16 protein-coding genes are annotated in these 19,789 nt (G+C 72.1%); 6 read left to right on the plus strand and 10 right to left on the minus strand.

What is annotated here, in order from left to right:
* Positions 1–7: 7 nt before the first annotated feature.
* The 7 genes from AB0D74_RS29570 to AB0D74_RS29600 are packed head-to-tail and all read right to left on the minus strand — an operon-like array spanning position 8 to position 6,907.
* The gene (locus tag AB0D74_RS29570; protein WP_362593596.1) at positions 8–1,123 is read right to left on the minus strand and encodes an acyl-CoA dehydrogenase family protein; all 1,116 of its coding nucleotides are present in this window, start codon (positions 1,121–1,123) and stop codon (positions 8–10) included.
* Positions 1,120–2,340, minus strand: a complete 1,221-nt coding sequence (locus AB0D74_RS29575; RefSeq protein ID WP_362593598.1) for an acyl-CoA dehydrogenase family protein — start codon at positions 2,338–2,340, stop codon at positions 1,120–1,122. Before AB0D74_RS29575 ends, AB0D74_RS29570 begins: the two co-directional genes overlap by 4 nt.
* Positions 2,341–2,352: 12 nt before the next feature.
* The gene (locus AB0D74_RS29580; RefSeq protein ID WP_362593601.1) at positions 2,353–3,501 is read right to left on the minus strand and encodes a thiolase family protein; all 1,149 of its coding nucleotides are present in this window, start codon (positions 3,499–3,501) and stop codon (positions 2,353–2,355) included.
* Complete coding sequence (locus AB0D74_RS29585; protein ID WP_362593603.1) at positions 3,498–3,929, minus strand: OB-fold domain-containing protein; 432 nt, start codon at positions 3,927–3,929, stop codon at positions 3,498–3,500. The genes AB0D74_RS29580 and AB0D74_RS29585 overlap by 4 nt, the downstream gene beginning before the upstream one ends.
* A gap of 10 nt (positions 3,930–3,939) precedes the next feature.
* Entirely contained in the window at positions 3,940–4,851 is a 912-nt protein-coding gene (locus AB0D74_RS29590; protein ID WP_355726174.1) for an SDR family oxidoreductase, read from the minus strand.
* 2 nt (positions 4,852–4,853) lie between these two features.
* Positions 4,854–5,585, minus strand: coding sequence for a hypothetical protein (locus AB0D74_RS29595; protein WP_362593606.1), 732 nt, complete (start codon positions 5,583–5,585; stop codon positions 4,854–4,856).
* The gene (locus AB0D74_RS29600; protein ID WP_362593609.1) at positions 5,585–6,907 is read right to left on the minus strand and encodes a phenylacetate--CoA ligase family protein; all 1,323 of its coding nucleotides are present in this window, start codon (positions 6,905–6,907) and stop codon (positions 5,585–5,587) included. The genes AB0D74_RS29595 and AB0D74_RS29600 overlap by 1 nt, the downstream gene beginning before the upstream one ends.
* Before the next feature lie 173 nt (positions 6,908–7,080).
* Between AB0D74_RS29600 and AB0D74_RS29605 the strand changes: the two genes are divergently transcribed.
* The 4 genes from AB0D74_RS29605 to AB0D74_RS29620 all read left to right on the plus strand — a co-directional run bounded on the left by AB0D74_RS29605 (position 7,081) and on the right by AB0D74_RS29620 (position 12,188).
* Entirely contained in the window at positions 7,081–8,160 is a 1,080-nt protein-coding gene (locus AB0D74_RS29605; RefSeq protein WP_362593612.1) for an amidohydrolase family protein, read from the plus strand.
* Between the two features lie 59 nt (positions 8,161–8,219).
* A complete protein-coding gene (locus AB0D74_RS29610; protein WP_362593615.1) occupies positions 8,220–10,628 on the plus strand; it encodes a GNAT family N-acetyltransferase in 2,409 nt (802 codons plus the stop codon).
* Positions 10,625–11,599, plus strand: coding sequence for an LLM class flavin-dependent oxidoreductase (locus AB0D74_RS29615; protein ID WP_362593618.1), 975 nt, complete (start codon positions 10,625–10,627; stop codon positions 11,597–11,599). Before AB0D74_RS29610 ends, AB0D74_RS29615 begins: the two co-directional genes overlap by 4 nt.
* 76 nt (positions 11,600–11,675) lie before the next feature.
* Entirely contained in the window at positions 11,676–12,188 is a 513-nt protein-coding gene (locus AB0D74_RS29620; protein ID WP_362593621.1) for a PaaI family thioesterase, read from the plus strand.
* On the opposite strand, the gene AB0D74_RS29625 is transcribed toward AB0D74_RS29620, so the two are convergent.
* From AB0D74_RS29625 to AB0D74_RS29635, 3 genes are all read right to left on the minus strand, one after another.
* Complete coding sequence (locus tag AB0D74_RS29625; RefSeq protein ID WP_362593624.1) at positions 12,182–13,333, minus strand: acyl-CoA dehydrogenase family protein; 1,152 nt, start codon at positions 13,331–13,333, stop codon at positions 12,182–12,184. The genes AB0D74_RS29620 and AB0D74_RS29625 overlap by 7 nt on opposite strands.
* A gap of 89 nt (positions 13,334–13,422) precedes the next feature.
* Positions 13,423–14,007, minus strand: coding sequence for a hypothetical protein (locus tag AB0D74_RS29630; protein WP_362593626.1), 585 nt, complete (start codon positions 14,005–14,007; stop codon positions 13,423–13,425).
* Between the two features lie 276 nt (positions 14,008–14,283).
* The gene (locus tag AB0D74_RS29635) at positions 14,284–15,435 is read right to left on the minus strand and encodes an ROK family protein (RefSeq protein WP_362593629.1); all 1,152 of its coding nucleotides are present in this window, start codon (positions 15,433–15,435) and stop codon (positions 14,284–14,286) included.
* Positions 15,436–15,725: 290 nt separating this feature from the next.
* Here AB0D74_RS29635 and AB0D74_RS29640 point away from each other — a divergent pair, with 290 nt between their 5' ends.
* Both AB0D74_RS29640 and AB0D74_RS29645 read left to right on the plus strand, forming a co-directional pair.
* On the plus strand, positions 15,726–18,074 hold the full coding sequence (locus tag AB0D74_RS29640; RefSeq protein ID WP_362593632.1) for a glycoside hydrolase family 3 C-terminal domain-containing protein: 2,349 nt from the start codon (positions 15,726–15,728) through the stop codon (positions 18,072–18,074).
* 76 nt (positions 18,075–18,150) lie between these two features.
* Positions 18,151–19,767 carry a carboxylesterase family protein gene (locus AB0D74_RS29645; protein WP_362593634.1) on the plus strand — a complete coding sequence of 539 codons (1,617 nt, stop codon included), beginning with the start codon at positions 18,151–18,153 and terminating at the stop codon, positions 19,765–19,767.
* Positions 19,768–19,789: the final 22 nt, after the last annotated feature.

Below are 19,789 nucleotides of genomic sequence, written 5' to 3' on the forward strand. Positions count from 1 at the left end.
GGCCGGTTCAGATGCCCAGCCGGTCCAGCAGCCGCTCGTGGTGGACCGCCGGTCCCCCGAAGAGCAGTTGGGAGGACTTGGCCCTCCGGAAGTACAGGTGGGCCGGGTGCTCCCAGGTGAAGCCGATGCCGCCGTGCACCTGGATGTTCTCCATGGCCACGCCCAGGTACGCCCGGGAGCAGCAGGCGTGGGCGACGGCCGCCGCCACCGGGAAGTCCGCGGCGCCCTCGGCGGCCAGCAGCGCCGCCTCCCGTGCGGCTGCCTCCGCGAGTTCGACCTGGACGAGCATGTCGGCGCACTTGTGCTTGACCGCCTGGAAGGAGCCGATGGGCCGGCCGAACTGCTGCCGGGTACGGGCGTACTCCGTGCTCGCCTCCAGGCACCGGCGTGCCCCGCCGGCCTGTTCGGCGGCGAGTGCGACCGTGGCGGTGTCGAGCACGTCGGCCATGAGGCGCCCGCCCGCTCCCTGCACGCCGACGAGGGTCGCCGGCACGGCGTCCAGGGTCAGGCGGGCCATCGCCCGGGTGGCGTCCAGGGTCTCCATCGGCTCGGCCGCCACGCCGACGGCCGCGCGGTCCACGGCGAAGAGGGAGGGTCCGGCGACCGTGCGGGCCACGACCAGGAGCAGATCCGCCGTCGTACCGTCGACGACGAAGCACTTGCGGCCGGTCAGCCGCCATCCGCCGTCCGCGTCCGGTACGGCGCGGGTGGAGATGAGGACGGGGTCCCAGGAGCCGTGGTCCTCGGCGACGGCGAGGGTGGCCGTCGTGGTCCCGGCCGCGATGCCGGGCAGGTGGCGGGCGCAGGCCTCGTGGTCGCCCGAGGCCAGCAGAGCCTGGGCGGCCAGTACGACGGTGGCGAAGAAGGGGGCGCAGAACAGGGCGCGGCCCATCTCCTCCAGGACGACGCCGAGTTCGACCGGTCCGAAGCCGTCGCCACCGTACTCCTCGGGGATGGCGAGCGCGGGCAGCCGCAGCTGGTCGGAGGCCTGCGCCCACACCTCGGCGTCGAAGCGCGGTTCGCTCTCCATCAGTTTGCGTACGGCGTCCTCGGGCGACTTGGTGTCGAGGAACTCCCGTACGGCGGAGCGCAGTTCCCTCAGTTCCCGGTCGTCGGCGGTCATGCGCGCACCTCCTTGGGCAGGCCGAGGACGCGTTCGGCGAGGATGTTCTTCATGATCTCCTCGGTGCCGCCGAGGATGCGCAGGGCCGGGGTGGCGAGGAGCAGTTCGGTCCAGGCGTACGTGCCCCACTGGCCGGTGTCCGCGATCGCGCGCGGTCCGAGCACGTCGGCGACGAAGTGGGCGGCCCGGGTGAGGTTCTGACCGTACATCAGCTTGGACACGGACATCTCGGGGCCGGGTGTCGCCCCGGCGCGGAGCCTGCGCAGGGCCCGGTTGTTGAGGTGCTGGGTGGCCATGGCGTCCACGAGGAGTTCGGCGAGCCGGCCGCGCAGGGCGCGGTCGTCCCAGGTCCAGGTGGCCCGCATGAGCGCCGAGAGCCGTTCCGGGGAGAGTGCGGCGGCGACCGGTCCCGCACCCTCGCTGCCGACGGTGGCGCGTTCGTTCATCAGGGTGGTCAAGGCGACGGTCCAGCCGCCGTCGACCTCGCCGAGGCGGTGGTCGTCGGGGACGCGGACGTCGGTGAGGAAGACCTCGTTGAAGTCGGCGCCGCCGGTCATCTGACGCAGGGGGCGGACGTCGACGCCCGGGGCGTCCATGGGGACGAGGAAGGCGGTGATGCCCTGGTGCTTCGGGGCGTCCGGGTTCGTCCTGGTGAGGGCGAGCCCGATGCTGCTGTGCTGGGCGACGGACGTCCACACCTTCTGCCCGTTGAGCACCCAGTCGCCGCCCGCACGGACCGCCTTGGTGGCCACGCTCGCCAGGTCGGAGCCCGCGCCGGGTTCGCTGAACAGCTGGCAGGCGACGGCGTCGCCGCGGTACATCGCGGGCAGCCAGCGTTCCTTGACCGGGGGCTGGGCGTGGGCCAGGATCGTCGGGCCGATCATGCCGAGGCCGATCACACTGAGCACGCCGGTGTCGGGGACGGTGTACTCGGACTCGATGGCGTCGTAGAGCAGGTCGTGGACGGGGGTCAGGCCCCGGCCGCCGTACTCGGGCGGGCCGGTGATCCAGCCGAGGCCGTGCTCGTGGCGGACGCGCTGCCAGGCCCTGGCCCGGTCCACCTCCTCCCGCTCCTCCTCGGGCGGCAGGCTGCTGAAGTAGGCCATCGAGTCGTCGCCCTCGCCCCAGGTGAAGGCGGTGTGGTCGGGGGCCTTCGTCGCGTGCGCGTCGAGGAAGCCGCGCACCTCGGCGGCGAAGTCCTGCATGTCTTGGTCCATGGGGGGCTCCGGTCAGGTGGAGAGGATCGTCACCGCCGACACGCCCGGCGCGCCGTACAGGTGGGTGTAGCCGACTCGGGGGGTGCCGGGGATCTGCCGGGATCCGGCGGTGCCGCGCAGCTGGAGGACGACCTCGTGGATCTGGCGCAGGCCGGACGCGCCGATGGGTTCGCCGTTGCCGAGCAGGCCGCCGTCGGTGTTGACCGGGAGCCGACCGCCGATCTCGGTGGCGCCCTCGGCGATCAGGCGTTCCTGCTCGCCGTCCTTGCAGAGCCCGTTCTCGGCCATGTGGATGATCTCCGACCCGGCGTCGGTGTCCTGGAGCTGGGCGACGTCGACGTCCTCCGGGCCGATGCCCGCGCGTTCGTACGCCTCCCGGGAGGCGTCCACGGTCGGGCTCCGGACGACGTCCCCGAGCGGGAAGGAGGGGCTCTGCACCTCGAAGGCGCCGAGCCGGCGGCTGCGCAGGGCGGTGGCGCGGATCCGTACCGGCGTCGAGGTGTACTTGTGGGCCTGGTCGGCGCGGCACAGGACGACGGCCGCCGCACCCTCGTCCGGGCCGCAGTACATGTACTGCCGGAGCGGGTGGTTGAGCACCGGCGAGGCGAGGATCTCCTCCTCCGACAGGGGGGTGCGGCGCCACGCCTTGTCGTTGGCGGCGGCGTTGCGGAAGTTCTTCGCGGCCACCCGGGCGAGGGTGCGCTCGCCGATGCCGTGGTCGTGCAGGTAGCGGTTGATCTTCATGCCGAAGAAGTGGGTGGTGAGGAAGAGCCCGGTCTGCCCGTACCAGGCGGGGATGCCGGCCACGGACGGGTCGGCGGCGAACGCGCCGCGCGGGTGCTTGTCCATGCCGACGGCGATGGTCAGGTCGTGTTCGCCGGTCTCGATGGCACGGGCGGCCAGTGCCACCGCCGTACCGGCCGTGGCGCAGCCGTTGAACACCCCGCGCAGCGGCAGGCCGGTCAGGCCGAGGCGGGCCACGATCGCGTCGGGGTTGGCCACCTCGTAGCTGCCGATGTAGCCGCCCTGGACCTGCGGCCAGGTCACGCCCGCGTCGGCGAGCGCGAGGCGGACCGCGTCGGCGCCCATGTCCATGGCGGGCTTCCCGGGGAACCTGCCGAACGGGTGGAGTCCCACCCCGATGACGACGGCCTCGGTCACGATGTCTCCTCCTCGTCCGGGGCGAACGCGAACGTGACGACCTCGGTGCCGTCCTCGCGCACGGTGTACGGCACGAGGGTCAGCCGCATGGCCTGCCCGATCCTGAGCCGTGCCGGGTCGGGCTCGGTGAGGCGGGCCTCGACGAGCAGTTCGCCGGGCAACTCGACGTATCCGACGGTGTACGGCTCGAACTCCTCGGGCCCGTCGTACGGCGGGGAGGGCGGCCGGAAGTTCTGGGTGGTGTACGTCCACAGGGTGCCGTGGTCGGCGAGGAGCCGTTCCTTCGTGTCGGTGCCGGCGCAGCGCACGCAGTCCGGGGCGGCGGGGAAGCTCACCAGTCCGCAGGAAGAACACTCGGATCCGATCAGGCGCGGGGAGTCGCCCGCCGTGAACAGGTCTTCGGTGACCGGGATCTGTCGGGCCGTCATGTCGGGCATCTCAGGCGCCCTTCCGGTTGCCGAGCGCGTCCGCGTTGGGGGCCGCCTTGGCCACCAGGTTGGGGACGGCGGAGGTCAGCTCGTCCTGGGTCCAGCGGGATTCGGCGCTCGCGGTGGGCCCGCCCACCCAGCCCTCCAGGACCGTGACGCGGTTGCCGACGACGCCGAAGACGCGGCCGGTGACCTCGCGGGAGGCGGCGGAGCCGAGCCACACCACCAGCGGGGAGATGGCCTCGGGGGTGAGATCCTGGCTCGTCGCGGCCTCCCGCATCATGTCGATGTCCTCGGTCAGCCGGGTGAGCGCGGTCGGCGCGATGGCGTTCACCGTCACGCCGTAGCGGGCGAGTTCGGCCGCCGCGATGACGGTCAGGCTCGCGATGCCCGCTTTGGCCGAGCCGTAGTTGGACTGGCCGGGGTTGCCGAAGACACCGGAGGGGGACGTCGTGTTGATCACGCGGGCGTCGTTGCTCCGGCCGGCCTTGGCCCGCTCGCGCCAGTGGGCCGCTGCGTGGTGCAGGGTGGCGAAGCTGCCCTTGAGATGGACGGCGATCACGCTGTCCCAGTCCCGTTCGGTCATCGACACGATCATCCGGTCGCGGAGGATCCCGGCGTTGTTGACCAGCACGTCCAGGCCGCCGTAGGTGTCCACGGCCTGCCGGACGAGGCGGCCCGCCCCCTCCCAGGACGCGATGTCGTCCGTGTTGGCGACCGCCTCGCCACCGGCGGCGACGATCTCGTCCACCACGGCCTGCGCGGGCCCCGCCGAGGCGCCCGCCCCGTCCCGTCCCCCGCCGAGGTCGTTGACCACGACCCTGGCTCCCTGCGCGGCGAAGGCCAGGGCGTGCGCCCGGCCGATGCCGTTCCCGGCGCCGGTGACGACCACCACCCGGCCGTCGACCACTGCTTCGGACATCCTCAACTCCTCGGTGACGAAGACGAATCGGCCTCGGCGAGCAGCACCCGCGGGTCCTCGCTGCCACATGCGCAGCGACCGCTTGCCACACGCCCCCGGATGCCGAGCGGGGTCTCGGGCAGCGGCGAGGTGCGCAACTCCCCCGCGGCCACGTGCAGTTCCCCGTCCCGTTCGCCGACGTGCCACTCGGCGGCGTTGACGTGCGCGCCGGCGCGCTCGGGGCACTCCAGGGCGAGGGCGGGTCCGACGGCGGCCAGCACACACGCGGGCACCCCGGCACCGCGCAGCACCGGTACGGCGGCGGGCCGGGCCAGCACGACCCGCGTCGGGCGGAACATCTCTCCGATGTCGGCGGTGCCGGACAGCCCTTCCAGCGTCTCCGCGGACAGGCCGATCACCGCGTCGGGGTGGAGTTCGCGGTGGAAGACCGTGGTGCGGCGGTGGTCCCAGCCCATGGCCTCGGCGATGCCGTAGGTCACCCGCAGGGTGCACAGGGCGCCGATCACCGCCTGCCCCCAGAAGCCCTCGAAGCCCGACGCGGTCAGCAGGGCCCGTTGCCCGGACGCCAGGCCGTGCCCGCGCAGCCGTTCGGTGGCCCAGGCCGTGTCACGGGCGAGTTCCGCCCAGGTGAGTCCGGTCTCCCGCATCCCGGCGGGGGTGGGGAAGCGGACGAGGTAGGCGAGTTCGGGCCGTTCCAGTTCCCGGGCGTGGGCGAGGGTGTCGGCGCGGGCCATCAGCTCTTCACCACCCGGGGGAACTTGGCGACGCTGGTCATGGTCTGCAGCAACTCCTCTTCGGTGCGCAGGTCGAGCACCGGTTTGACCCCGGTCCGCTCCCGCACGGCCTCGATCAGCCGTCCGGCCAGCGCGTCGGGATCGCCGGTGAGGTGGGGGTCGTAGCCGACCCGGAGCCTCAGTTCGTCGACCTCGCGGCCCTGCCGGACGATCTGGAACACCCCGGCGACCGTCTCCGGCTGGTCCTCCACCGCCTGCCAGATGTCCCGCAGTACGACGGCCCGGCCGCGCACCACGGTCTCGTCGCCGCGCCGGCCTGCCACCCACATCCGGGCGTGGGTGCGTCCGCAGCCGCAGGTGTCGCGGGCGAGGCGGACCAGGTCCTCGCTGCGGTAGCGGATGAGGGGTGCGGCGCGGTTGTCGAGGTCGGTGGCGACGAGTTCTCCGAGGTCGCCCTCGGCGGCGTCGTGCCAGCCGTCCTCCGTGACCTCGACGCACTCGGGGAAGACGGTGTCCTCCCACAGGTGGAAGCCGTCGTGCTCGCGGCACTCCCAGGCCGTGCCGGTGTCGGCGGCGCTGGTGTACTCGTAGACGTCGATGCCCCAGTCGTCGCGGATCCGGGCGCGCATCCTGCGGCTGAGCGGCTGGCCGGCGCAGGAAGCCCCCTTGAGGGACGAGAACGCCTCCCGCAGGTCCGTGCTCTCGGCCAGCCGTTCCAACTCCACCATCTGCGGATACATCATCTGGAGGTAGGCGGGCCGGTAGGTGCGCAGGGCGTCGACGACCTCCTGCATCCTGCCCATCCAGGTGTCGACCTCGATGACCACGGCGCCCAGTGCCTGGTAGCCGGCGTCCATGAGGTTGCGGAAGGTGCCGGGCGGGCTGAGCACCCGGTCCCCCGGCCGGAGTCCGAGCTCCCACAGGTCCCGCACCTGTGCGGTGACCAGGGGCGGGGCGCCCTGCCAGATCTCGGCGAAGAACTCCGGGTCGCCGGTGGTGCCCGAGCTGGAGGAGACGGAGGTCAGTTCCTCGACCGGGACGCAGAGCAGCCCCCCGAAGGGGTCGCCGGTGCGGGCCCGGTGGGCGCGGACCATGTCCTTGGTGATGAAGGGCACCCGGTCCCGGAAGTCCTCCAGGCAGCGGATGTCGCGGGGGTGCACCCCGTGTCCGTCCCACAGCTCGCGGTAGAAGGCGGAGCGGCCGTAGGCGTACTCGACGAGCTCCAGGACCTGTTCCTCCTGCCGCGCCTCCAGGCGGTCGCGCGGCATGGTCTCCACCAGCGGCTCGAAGTACCTGTCAGCGGTGTCCCGATCACCGGCCATGGCGCCTCCTCGCGGCTCAGCTGCCCAGATCTTCCAGCTATCAGCGCAATCAGTCAACCAATTCGACTAATTAAGCGATCGGGCATGATCTCGACCCCGTTCACGTCTTCCCTCCACACGCTCCCCCACCTAAAATAGCTAACTGATTGCATCCATTCAGTCGAAGGAGCGCCATGACCAAGCTCTGGGTCAACTCAGGGGACTCCCATGTGATGGAACCCGCCGACCTGTGGACCGAGGCGCTGCCGCCCCGGCTGGCCGCCCGGGCGCCGCGCAGTGAGCGCGGCGAGAAGTACGAGGTGCTCTACATCGACGACCAGCGCGTCGACCGCCAGCTCGGCGACTTCATGGACGCCATGCGACCGCCGGGCGCCTGGGACCTCAAGGTCCGGCTCAAGGACCTCGACCAGGAGGGCGTGTGGGGCCAGCTGGCCTTCCCCTCCATGGGGTTCTGGCTCGTCTCCATCACCGACCGCGAGCTCGCCCGGGAGACCGTGCGCGCCTGGAACGACTGGGCCTACGACGAGGTCCTGTGCAGGAACAAGCGCGTCATCACCCCCGCCTGCGTGTCGACCGCGAACATCGAGGACGCGGTCAAGGAGGTCGAGCGGGTCGCCGAACTCGGCTTCCAGGCGGTGTTCCTGCCCTGCTCGACCCGGCCCGGCGAGGAGTACGCGCTCGACCGCTGGGAGCCGCTGTGGACGGCGGTGGAGCGGGCCGGCCTGGTGCTCGGCTTCCACATCGGCACCGGCGCCGAGACCGTCGTCTTCCGCGGTCCGGGCGGCGCGGTCGTCAACTACATGGAGACCACCTATCCGGGCATGCGGGTGATCTCCCACATGGTCGCGGGCGGCGCCCTGGACCGGCATCCGAACCTGCGGATGCTCATCGCGGAGGGCGGCGCGGGCTGGGTGCCGGCCATCGGCGACCGCATGGACGAGGCCTACCGCCAGCACGGCATGTTCGTCCGCCCGAAGCTGAGCCGGCTGCCCAGCGAGATCATCAGGCAGCAGGTCTACGCCTCCTTCCAGCACGACAAGAGCTCGGTGGAGATCGTCGAGTCCACCGGCTACCGGAACGTGATGTGGGGCGACGACTACCCCCACCTGGAGGGCACCTACGGCCACACCCAGTCCACGCTCCACGACCTGTTCGACGGGGTGCCGGACGACATCCGCGACCGGGTCACCCGCGGCACCTTCAACGAGCTGTTCCGCCTGCCGGAGCAGACTCCCCAGGAGGCGGCCCTCTGAGCGGCACCACCCCCGGCACCGCTCCCCCCTACCCCGAGGACCTGGAGCGGCCGGGACTCGTGCGGACGGGCCGGTCGACGTTCGTCCGGCCGGTCCGGCCCGAGGACGCCGACCGGCTGGTCGCCTTCGTCGCCGGGCTGTCCCGGCAGACCCTCGCCTACCGCTCCCTCGGGCCCGTGGTCCGGGTGCGCGACGACGTCATCCGGCGCGGCGCGCACGTGGACTACCTCGACGAACTGGCGCTGGTCGCCCTGGCGGGGGACGACATCGCGGGACTCGTACGCTACGTCCGCGACCCTCGGGAACCGGAGCACGCCGAGGTCACGTTCACCATCCGGGACGACCACCAGAGCGAGGGCTTCGGCCGGCTGCTCCTGGAGCACATCGCGGCGGCGGCCCGCGCCCGTGGCATCCGGGTCCTGGAGGCCGACGTCCTCGCGGACAACACCCGGATGATCAACGTGTTCCTCGGCTCCGGCTTCCGGGTCGAGGCCGGGCCGCCCGGCCAGATCATCCACTTCGAGATCGCCGTCGACCCGCAGGCCCAGGCCCTCGCCCGGGCCGAGCGCCGCGAGCAGACCGCGGTACGGCGCTCCCTGCGGCCCCTGCTCGAACCGCGGTCGGTCGCGGTGATCGGCGCCAACCGCGAGCCGCTGACGATCGGGCACGAGATCGTGGCCAACCTGCGGCGCGGCGGCTTCACCGGCGGCGTGTTCCCGGTCAACCCGCACGCCGGACAGGTCGCCGGGGCACGGGCGTACGCGGATGTCCGCGACCTGCCCGAGGCACCGGACCTGGCCCTGGTCGCCGTCCGGGCCGAGGCCGTGCCCGAGGTCGTACGGGACTGCGCCGAGGCCGGGGTCAAGGCGGTGGTCGTCGTCTCCAGCGGCTTCGGCGAGACCGGTCCCGCAGGGCGGGCCGCGGAGCGTGAACTGGCCCGGTTCGCGCGGGCGTCCGGGATGCGGCTGGTGGGCCCGAACTGCATGGGCGTCGTCAACACGACGCCGGCCGCGCGGCTCGCCGCGACCTTCTCCCCCGCCCTGCCTGCGCCCGGCCGGGTGGCCATGTCCAGCCAGTCGGGGCCGCTCGGGCTCGCCGTGCTCGACCACGCCCGCAGGCTCGGGCTCGGCTTCTCCGGCTTCGTGTCGGTCGGCCACGCCGTGGACGTGTCCACCAACGACCTGCTCCGGTGGTGGGAGGAGGACCCGGCCACCTCCGTGATCCTGCTGCACGTCGAGACGTTCGGAAATCCGCGCCGCTTCGCCCGCATCGCCCGCCGCATCGCGCCCCGCAAGCCGATCATCGCCGTCCACCCGGGCGGCCCGGCGGACTCGGCGGTGAGTTCCCTGTTCGCGCAGTCCGGCGTGATCCGCACCCGCGGTCTGCAGGAGCTGTTCGACGTGGCCCTGCTCCTCTCCCACCAGCCTCCGCCGCCCGGTGACCGCGTCGCGGTGATCACCAACGCGGGCGGCCCCGCGGCGCTGACGGTCGGCGCCTGCACGGCGAACGGCCTGCGCGTGCCCCCGCTCGGCGAGCGCACCCGGCAGCGACTGGGCCGCGTTCTCGCGCCCGGCGCCGAGATCGGCAACCCCGTCGACCTCACCCCGACGGCGACCGCCGCCCACTACCGGCAGGCCCTGGACGCGGCCCTCGCCGACGACGGCATCGACGCCGCGATCGTCCTGTTCATGCCGCCGCTCGCGGACCAGCCCGACGAGGTGGCGTCGGCCATCCTCGACGCCGCCGCCGCGGCACCCGAGAAGCCGGTCGTGACCAGCTTCCTGGGCAGCGCGGGCATCACCGGCCCCCTGCGCCGGGACGGGCGGGCCGTACCGTCGTACACCTTCCCGGAGGCGGCTGCCGCCTCGCTCGGGCATGCGGCGGCCTACCAGGCGTGGCGCTCCACCGCCGCGGGCGTCGTCCCCGACCTGCCGGGGATCGACGTGGACCGGGCACGCTCCCTGCTCACCGGAATCAGCGAAGGCAGCGGCACGGCCACCGAACTGCTCGCCGGAACGAGCGAAGGCGCCGACACAGCGGCCGAACTGCTCGCCGCCTACGGCATCAGCGTCCACGACCCCGGCCAGGGTCCGGGCCTGGACGCGTTCCTGTCCGTCGGCTCCGACCCGGTCTTCGGCCCGGTCATCTCCTTCGGCCTCACCGGCGGATACGCCGACCTGATGGCGGACGTCGCGCACCGGGTCACCCCGCTGAGCGACCGCGACGCCCGGGAGATGGTCCGCTCGCTGCGGGCGGCTCCGCTGCTGGAGGGCAGGGCGGGCGCACCCGGCGTGGATCTGGCCGCCCTGGAGGAGACGGTGCTGCGGCTGTCGGCGTTGGTCGAGGACCTCCCCGAGATAGCCGCCCTCGACCTGCGTCCCGTACGACTGCTGCCGCCCGGCGCCGGGATCGCGGTGACCCGCGCGACGGTCCGCCTGGCGCACGACACCCCTGGAGGTTCCCGGTGAAGGTGGGCATCTACTTCGACCTGCGCAATCCCCCGCCCTGGCAACAGGATTGGTCCCGGCTGTACGGCTTCGCGCTGGAGATGTGCGAGGAGGCGGACCGGCTCGGCCTGGACTCGGTGTGGTTCTCCGAGCACCACGGCTTCGAGGACGGCTACCTCCCCCAGCCCCTCACCATGGCCGCCGCTGCGGCCGCCCGGACCCGGCGGCTGCGCCTGGGCACCGCCGTCGTGGCCGCGCCACTGCACGCGGCTCCCGAGATCGCCGAACAGGCCGCCCTCGTGGACATCCTGAGCGAAGGCCGCCTGGACCTCGGGCTCGGCACCGGCTACCGGGTCCCGGAGTACCGGCTGTACGGCGCGGACCTCGCCAAGCGCTACACCACGACCGATCAACGTGTCCGTGAGATACGGGAGTTGTGGGCCTCGGGCCGGGTCACCCCCGGCCCGGTCCAGGACCCGCTGCCGATCTGGCTCGGCTACCAGGGCCCGCAGGGTGCCCGGCGGGCCGGGCGGCTCGGCACGGGTCTGCTCTCGCTCGACCCGGCGCTCCTCGCGCCGTACCGGGAGGGGCTGGCGGAGAGCGGGTACGACGGGGCGGCGGCCCGGATGCAGGGCTCGTTCACCACCTTCGTCACCGAGGACCCGGAGGCCGACTGGCCCGTGGTGCGCAGACACCTCTCGTACCAGTGGGACAGCTACCGCCGTTACATGGTGGAGGGCACCGACCAGCCCGTGCCCCGCCCCATCGACCCCGACAGGTGGCGGGAGACGGGGCTCGCCGCGACCGGCGTCGGCCAGTTCCTCTACGGGACGCCGGAGACCGTCGCCGAGGCCGTCAGGTCGTACGTGAAGGGCCTGCCGGCCGAGGGGGTCTTTCTGTGGGCGTCCCTGGCCGGGATGCCGGAGGACATGGTGGCCCGCCAGGTCCGGCTGATCGCGGGAACGCTGCGGCCGTTGCTGGCCGATGTCTGACGTTCCTGCGCTTCGACGTTCCGGTGTGTTCCGGCGTTCTGATGTGTTCCGGCGTTCTGATACGAGGAGTTGGGCGATGTCGACAAGATCCGGTGCCACGGAGGCGGCGGCCTCGGAGTTCCAGGAGCCGCCGCGCACGCCGGGCGGTGTCGCCCTGTGCGGTGCCTGTCGCGGTGCAGGCTCCTGCCACCTCGGAGTCGAGCGGGAGCGGCTCGACGAGGACGGGGTGGCCTGGTTCGACCTCAGCTGCCCACCGGACCAGGAGGGCGGCCCGAACGTCGCGCACGGCGGCTGGACGGCGGCCGTGCTGGACGACTGCCTCGGCCATCTTCCGCTGCTGCACCGAGTGTTGAGTGTCACGGCCGAGCTGACCGTGAGCTTCGTCAAGCCGGTGCCGGTGCGGCACCCGCTGCGCGTGCGGGCCTGGGTCGAGCGGCGGGAGGGCTCCCGCTGGTACCTCGCGGGCGAGTTGGTGCTGCTGCCGACGCGGGCCGTACTGGCCCGGGCCTCCGGGATCTGGGTGACCCGGGACCAGGGCCATTTCGCACGGCACGAGCGCTGGCTCGCGGAGCAGGACGAGGCTCAGTAGCCGCGCAGGCCCATGGAGCGGGCGATGCCGTTGCGCTGGATCTGGCTGGTGCCGCCGGAGATGGTGGCGACGATCGACTCCCGGTAGCGGAAGCTCATCACGCTCTCCGTGGAGAAGCCGTGCCCCGCGCACACCTGCATGCCGAGCCGGGCGGCGGCCACGTAGGTCTCCGACCCCTTCAGCTTGGCCATCGAGCCCTCCCTGGTGCAGGGTCTGCCCTGGGCGAGCAGCCAGGCCGCGCGGTAGGCCAGCAGCCTGGCCGAGTCGATCTCGGTCTGCAGGTCGGCCATGGCGTGGGCGAGGACCTGGAAGTTGCCGATCGGACGTCCGAAGGCGTGCCGGGTGCGGGCGTACTCCAGCATCTCGTCCAAGGTGGCCTGGGCGGCGCCGAGATACCCGCCGCTGATGATCACCTTCTCCAGTTCGATGTTGGAGAGCATCACCTTCCAGCCCTCGTCGCGGGGGCCGACGAGGTTCTCCTTGGGCACCCGGACGTCGTTGAGGAACACCTCGTTGGTGCCCAGGATGTGCCGGGCCAGGGTCGGCGTCCGGCGCACCTCGACGCCCTCCGTGGTCGGGTCGACGAGGAGGAGGCTGATCCCGCCGTGCTTGGGTTCCCGGGGCCCGGTGCGGACATAGGCCGCGATGGTGGTGTGGGGCAGCCCGGCCCCGGTGCACCAGGCCTTCTGGCCGCGCACCAGGAAGTGGTCGCCGTGGTCCTCGGCGCTGGTGCGCAGCGCCGCCGCGTCGGACCCGCTGTCCGGCTCGCTGAGGCCGACGGCCAGCCGGTGGCGGCCGGTCATCACCTGCTCGCGGATGAAGCGGCGCTGCTCCTCGTCCCCCCAGCGGAACACGGTGATGCCGGGGATGAGCACCCCGATATAGCACATGGCCACGTCGAAACTGGCCCGCCCGAGTTCCTCGGCTATGAGGATGAGCTCCAGCGGTCCACCGCCGTCACCGCCCTCCTCCTCGCCGAACGGCAGCGAGAACCAGCCGAGGTCGGCCATGCCCCGGAACAGCTCGGGTGGTACGACGCCTTGCTCGTCCCACTCCTTGGCCTTCTCGGCGGGGCACACGTCGGCGACGAACTTCCGTGCCGTCGCGCGCAACAGATCCTGCTCGTCGGTCAGTCCGAAGTCCACGGCCACCCCTGAGAATGATCAGCGCATTCATCTACCTAATTTCACTATGTTAGTTGATTAAGGTCAGGACACATAGAGGCCGGACGCCGTCAGGCGTCGTCGGCCGCCTTGAAGTCCAAGCGGACGGTGCCCGAGGACGCCAGGGTGACGAACAGCGGCATCTTGTACAGCGGTGGAGGTTCGCCTGCCAGGCCCAGTCCCTCCCAGGCCAGCCGGGCCGAGACCTTGAGCACCCGGCGCGCCCGCATGACGAGCAGGACGGCGAGCGGCAGTTCCACCAGTACGGCCGAGGCTATGCTTCCCCACACGTCGTCCCGGCCCCAGCTCAGGGAAACGTCGAACCAGGCATCGCAGACCAGCAGCGTGGCCGCCACGAAGGACAACGGGATCAGGGCCTGCCGCCTCAGCCAGACCGCCAGCCCGGCACCGACCAGCGACACCAGCAGCAGGACGTCGAAGCCCACCCACACCATCGGCCAGTAGCGCGCCTCGAAGCGATCGGGCAGCGAGACGGCCAGGTAGACGGTCCAGGGGACGAGCACGAACACGCACAGGGCGAACTGCCCGACCGCCCGCCGGTGGCGGCGGCGCAGTGTGGGACCGTCCGGTGCGAACGCCTTGACCGTCGTGTCCGTCATACCCGTCGTGGCGGTGGGGTTGCTCTGCTCGCTCATCCTTGCCTGTCCCTGGTATCAGCTCCCGGCCCGGGCCGACCCCGTCGGTGACCGCGTTGCTGTTCGCGTGGCACGGGCACTGCGCGGGTGCGGGACCGCGCCACGAAAGCCGCCGATCGCCCTTCGATGGTACGGCGGGCCTCCCTCCGGCCTGCGGGCAGAGCCCCTGACCTCGTCGGCGACGACCGCGGGCGACGGGCGGCGGGTGTCCCATGGTCGCGCAGGACCCGCTCGGGGCCCGTACGACGGCCCGTACGAGGGCCCGTCCCTCGCCGGTCAGCTCCCGGTCTGCCGGATTCCGCCGCGCAGGGCGATGTCCCGGGCGAGCGTGAGGCTTCCGATCAGCTCGGCGCGGGTGCCGAGGGCGGACGCGGCGACCAGGACGCGGCTGTCGAAACCCGGCTGGGCGAGCCGCTCGATCGAGTCGCGGACTCCGTCGACGAACACCTCGCCCGCCTGGCTCATCTCGCCGCCGATGATGACGGCGGCGGGGTCCAGCAGTGCGCACAGGTTGGCGAGGACGCGGCCGAGGGTGCGGCCCGACTCGGCGAAGATCTTCCGGGCCACCGGGTGGTGGGCGATCTCCGGCAGCCGGGACCGCAGGTCGGTGTCGCCCGGGTAGAAGTGCCGGACCTGCTGGAGCACCTGGCGGACCGAGACGATGGTCTCCAGGCAGCCGCGGTTCCCGCACCGGCACCAGTCGCCGTCCGGGATCACCTGGGTGTGCCCGATCTCGCCCGCGGCCCCGAAGCTGCCGCTGACCGGGATCCCGTGGACGATGAGACCCGCTCCGATCCCGTCGGACGCCTTGACGTAGATGAGGTTGCCGCGGCTGCCGGCCGCACCGTGGCGGTGCTCGGCGAGGGCGCCGAGATTCGCGTCGTTGTCGAGGGAGACCGTCAGTCCCGTCCGGGAGCCCAGCTCGGCCGCCAGATCGAGCCCGGACCAGCTGGACAGGATGGTGGGCGAGGCGATCGCCCGTTTGCTCATGTCCAGCGGCCCCGGTATGCCGACGACGCACGCCTTGACGGGCCCGTCGACCGTGGACCGGACCTCCTCGACCGTGCGCCGGATCATGTCCGCAGTGATGTCCAGGGCCGCGGTCGGCCGGGTGTCCACGTCGATCGCCACCCGCCGCTCGGCCCGGACGGTCAGGTCGAGTGTGGCCGCGGCGACGGTGAGATGCCGGTGGCTGACGTCCGCCCCGACGACCGCGCCTGCCGGATAGCGCGGCCGGAGGCGGCGTCCGGGGCGCCCACGGCCGCCCGTGTTCTCCCCCTGGTGCTCGGTCAGCAGCTCCGCGGCGAGGAGGTCGCGGACCACGGCCGCGACGACGGGACGACTGATGCCGAGCGCCGTCTGCAGTTCGGGGCGCGACGCACTCCCGTGCCGCCGGACATGGGTCAGGACCTCGTCACGTGGAGACACGTGTCACCTCCCTCGTGGGAGCGTCAATTTATGTCTGGCAGGAACGGAATTCCAGAGGGTTGACGCATCGAATGTGCGAATTTAACCTCCTTGAACGTTCGATCTTTTATAGAGCCACCTGCTTCGACTCGAATTCTGTCCAGCGGAAACATAAATCGTCGAGCACTTCAGTGGTGAGGGGAGTCCGTATGAAGCCCGATCGGAGATCGGTACGACGCCGCGGCGGCCGTTTACGCCGTACGGCGCTGATCGCGGGAGTGAGCGCGGCCCTCCTGGCCGGGAGCGCACTCGTGGCTCCCACCGCCTCGGGCGCGGGCAGCTCGGGTGTGACCGTCAGGGTGTCCGCGCGCGTCGCCGCCCTCGTCGCCCGGATGACGCTGGACGAGAAGCTGTCCTTCGTCCACGGCGGTACCGATCCGCAGGCGCTCGGGCAGGCCGGGTACATCCCCGGGGTGCCCCGCCTCGGGATCCCCGAACTGCGCCTCACCGACGGCCCGGCGGGCGTCCGGGTCAACGAGCACGCCACCGCGATGCCGGCTCCGGTCGCACTGGCCTCGTCCTTCGACGACCAACTGGCCCGGGAGTTCGGCCGGACCGTCGGCCGCGACGGCCGTGCGCTCGGCCAGGACGTCCTGCTCGCGCCCATGACGAACACCATCCGGGTCCCGTACGCGGGGCGGAACTTCGAGACCTTCAGCGAGGACCCGCTGCTCAGCTCCCGCATGGTCGCCGGCGAGGTCGAGGGCGTCCAGAGCCAGGGCCTGATCGCCACCGTCAAGCACTACGCGGAGAACAACCAGGAGGACAACCGCATGGGGGTGAACGTCAACGTCGACGAGCAGACCCTCCGTCAGATCGAGCTGCCCGCCTTCGAGTCCGCTGTCAAGGCCGGCGCCGGGGCGGTGATGTGCTCGTACAACTCGGTGAACGGCAGCCACGGTTGCGCCAGCGACGAACTGCTGAACTCGATCCTCAAGGAGCAGTGGGGGTTCGCGGGCTGGGTCATGTCGGACTGGGGCGCGGCCCACGCCACGACCGACATCGTGAACGGCCTCGACCAGGAGATGCCGAGCGGCGTCTTCCTGGGCGACGCGCTCAAGACCGCGATATCCGACGGCAGCATTCCGGTCTCGGCCCTGAATGATTCGGTCGCGCGCATTCTGGAGCAGATGGCGAAATTCGGCCTCCTCGACGGCGCGGCGACCCGACGGCCCGCACGCGATCCGAAAGGCGGCGCGAAAGTCGCCCAGAAGGTGGCCGAATCCGGCGCGGTCCTGCTGAAGAACACCGGCGGAGCGCTTCCGCTGACCGGCAAGGACACCAGCATCGGACTCATCGGCCCGACCGCGAGGACACCGAAGGTCACCGGCGGCGGCAGCTCCAACGTCGTACCGGACTCCGCGGCCTCGCCGCTGGACGCCATCACCGCGCGGGCCGGCCGGCACGCCACCGTGCGCTACGCGGCCGGCGGCGACAACACCGGCGTCCCCGTCCCCGCCTCGGCCCTCAGCCCCGCCCTGCCGGTCGACGCGGACGGCTCGATCCCCGTCACACCGGACACCTCCTTCTACTACAGCGGCACCCTCACCGTGCCGGCCGACGGCGACTACTCCTTCGTCTTCGACCTTCCCGCGGCGTACGGCGTGCTGAAGATCGACGGGAACAGTGTCATCACCGGTTTCCTGGGCTCCAGCAGTGCCACGGTGCACCTCACGGCGGGCACGCACAGCCTTGAGGCCGGTGCCCTCGCGATCCAGGGCGGACCGACGAAGGTCCGGCTGAGCTGGATCACCCCGCAGGCCGCGCAGGCGGCGCGAGAGGAGGCGGTGGCCCTGGCCCGCCAGGTGAGGACCCCCGTCGTCTTCGCCTACGACGACGGCACCGAGGGCTTCGACCGGAAGGACCTCTCCCTGCCGGCCGACCAGGACGGGCTCATCTCCGCCGTCGCCGACGCCAACCCGAACACGATCGTCGTCCTCAACACCGGGTCGTCGATCACCATGCCGTGGCTGTCCAAGGTCAAGGCGGTGCTCGACATGTACTACCCCGGGGAGAACGGGGCCGAGGCCACCGCCGGGCTGCTCTTCGGAGACGTGAACCCCTCGGGCAAGCTCACCCAGACGTTCCCCGCGAGCGAGTCCGGGACACCGGTGGCCGGCGACCCGCTCAGGTACCCGGGAGTGGGCGACCAGGAGAACTACTCCGAGGGCATCTACGTCGGCTACCGCTGGTACGACAAGGAGGGGGCCGTTCCGCTCTTCCCCTTCGGCTACGGGCTGTCGTACACCTCCTTCGCCTACCGCGACCTCGCGGTACGGCAGAGTCATGGCGCGTTGACCGTCTCGTTCACCCTGAAGAACACCGGCACCCGCGCCGGTGCCGAGGTCGCCCAGGTCTACGTCGGCGCGAGCCCGGGGACCACGGCGCCGCAGGCGGTGCGCTCGCTCGGCGGCTACCAGAAGGTGCGGCTGCGCCCGGGTCAGTCGAAGACCGTGCGCATCCGGGTCGACGCCCAGCAGCTGAAGTACTGGGACACCGCCTCCCACGCCTGGGCGCTCGGTACCGGGAAACGGGACGTGTGGGTGGGCTCCTCGTCACGGACGCTCCCCCTGCACGGCAGCGTCGGCGTCACCCGCTGACCGCCCGGTTCCTCCCCCGCACCACCCCGCGTGCCGGCCGCACCGCCGCGGCCGGCGTCCCGCCAGAGAGGTCCCCATGACTGCGAGCAGAATCCGTGCTGCCCTGGGCGGCGCGCTGGTCCTGTCCATGGCCGCCGTCGGGCTGCTGCCCGCGACGGCGTCCGCAACTGCGTCCGCGAGTGCGCCGACCGTGGTGTCCACCGACAAGGGCGCCGTGCGCGGCGCCGTCTCCCGCGGTGTCGAACGGTTCCTCGGCATCCCCTACGCGGCGGCTCCCGCCGGTTCCCTGCGCTGGAAGCCGCCGCGGCCTGCGGCACGCTGGACCGGGGTCCGGGAGGCCACCGCCTTCGGCAACCCCTGCCCGGTGCTGCCCAGCGGCAACGGCCCGCGCAGCGAGACCGAGGACTGTCTCGACGTCAACGTGTGGCGGCCGGCGGGAGTGCGGGCCGGGGCCCGCCTTCCCGTGCACGTGTTCATCCACGGCGGCGGCCTGACCAACGGCAGCGGGGCGCAGAACGACGAGTCGAAGCTCGTACGGGAGACGGGAGTCATCGGCGTCTCGCTCAACTACCGGCTCGGTGCCTTCGGCTTCCTCTCGCTGCCCGCCCTCACCGAGGAGGGCGGCGAGTCCGGCAACTACGGCTTCATGGACCAGCAGGCCGCGCTGCGCTGGGTGCAGCGCAACATCGCGGCCTTCGGCGGGAACCCCGCCGCGGTCACCATCGACGGGGAGTCCGCGGGCGGTTGGTCGGTCTGCGGACATCTGGTGTCGCCGGGCTCGCGCGGTCTGTTCGCCCGCGCCGTGATCCAGAGCGGTTCCTGTCCCAGCGAGCCGCAGGCTCAGGCCGAGACCGGGGGAACGGCGTTCGCCCGCCAGGCGGGCTGCGACGGCACCGACCAGACGGCCGTCCTCGGCTGCCTGCGGTCGGCTTCGGCGGGTTCGCTCCTCGACGCGAGCCGGACCTTCTCGGCCGCCTTCGTGGACGGGACGCCGACGTTCCCGGTCAACGTACGCGAGGCCGTGGACAGCGGGCGGTTCGCCCGGGTGCCGCTGGTCGTCGGCGCCAACCGTGACGAGGGCCGCACCTTCGCCCAGGGCTACATAGGGGCGGGCAAGGAGGCCTACCTCGCCTTCGTCCAGGGCGTCGCCGGGGACCGCGCCGACGAGGTCCTCGCCCGCTATCCCTGGCCCGGGACGTCCGACGCGTACACGGCGGCGTACCTGGTCGGCGCGGTCATGACCGACTCGGGGCTGATCGCCGGGATCGGCGGCTGCGGGCAACGCTCGCTCGTCCGCACCTTCGCGCGCTACACCCCCACGTATGCGTACGAGTTCGACCACCGGACCGGCCCCGGCCTGACGCAGATCCCCGGTTACGTCTGGGGCGCCGGCCACGCCGCGGAACTCGCCTACATCTGGCCCAGCTTCGACAACGGCACGCCGATCGCTCCGCTGTTCAACGCCGGCGAGCGCCGGCTGGCCCGCGAGATGACGCAGTACTGGGGCGCCTTCACGAAGACCGGCCGGCCGCACGTCGCCCGGCAGCCCGCCTGGCCCGCCTACCACAACGGCAAGGGGCTGACGTTGTCGCTGCGGGCGGGAGGCAGGAGTGTGCCGGTCGGCGACGACCAGGTCTCCGCGGAGCACCAGTGCTCGCTCTGGGACACCATGGCGGTCACGCACGGCTCCTGAGGGCCGTGTCCCCGGGGCGGAC

Source organism: Streptomyces sp. NPDC048278, assembly GCF_040652195.1.
Lineage (GTDB): Bacteria > Actinomycetota > Actinomycetes > Streptomycetales > Streptomycetaceae > Streptomyces.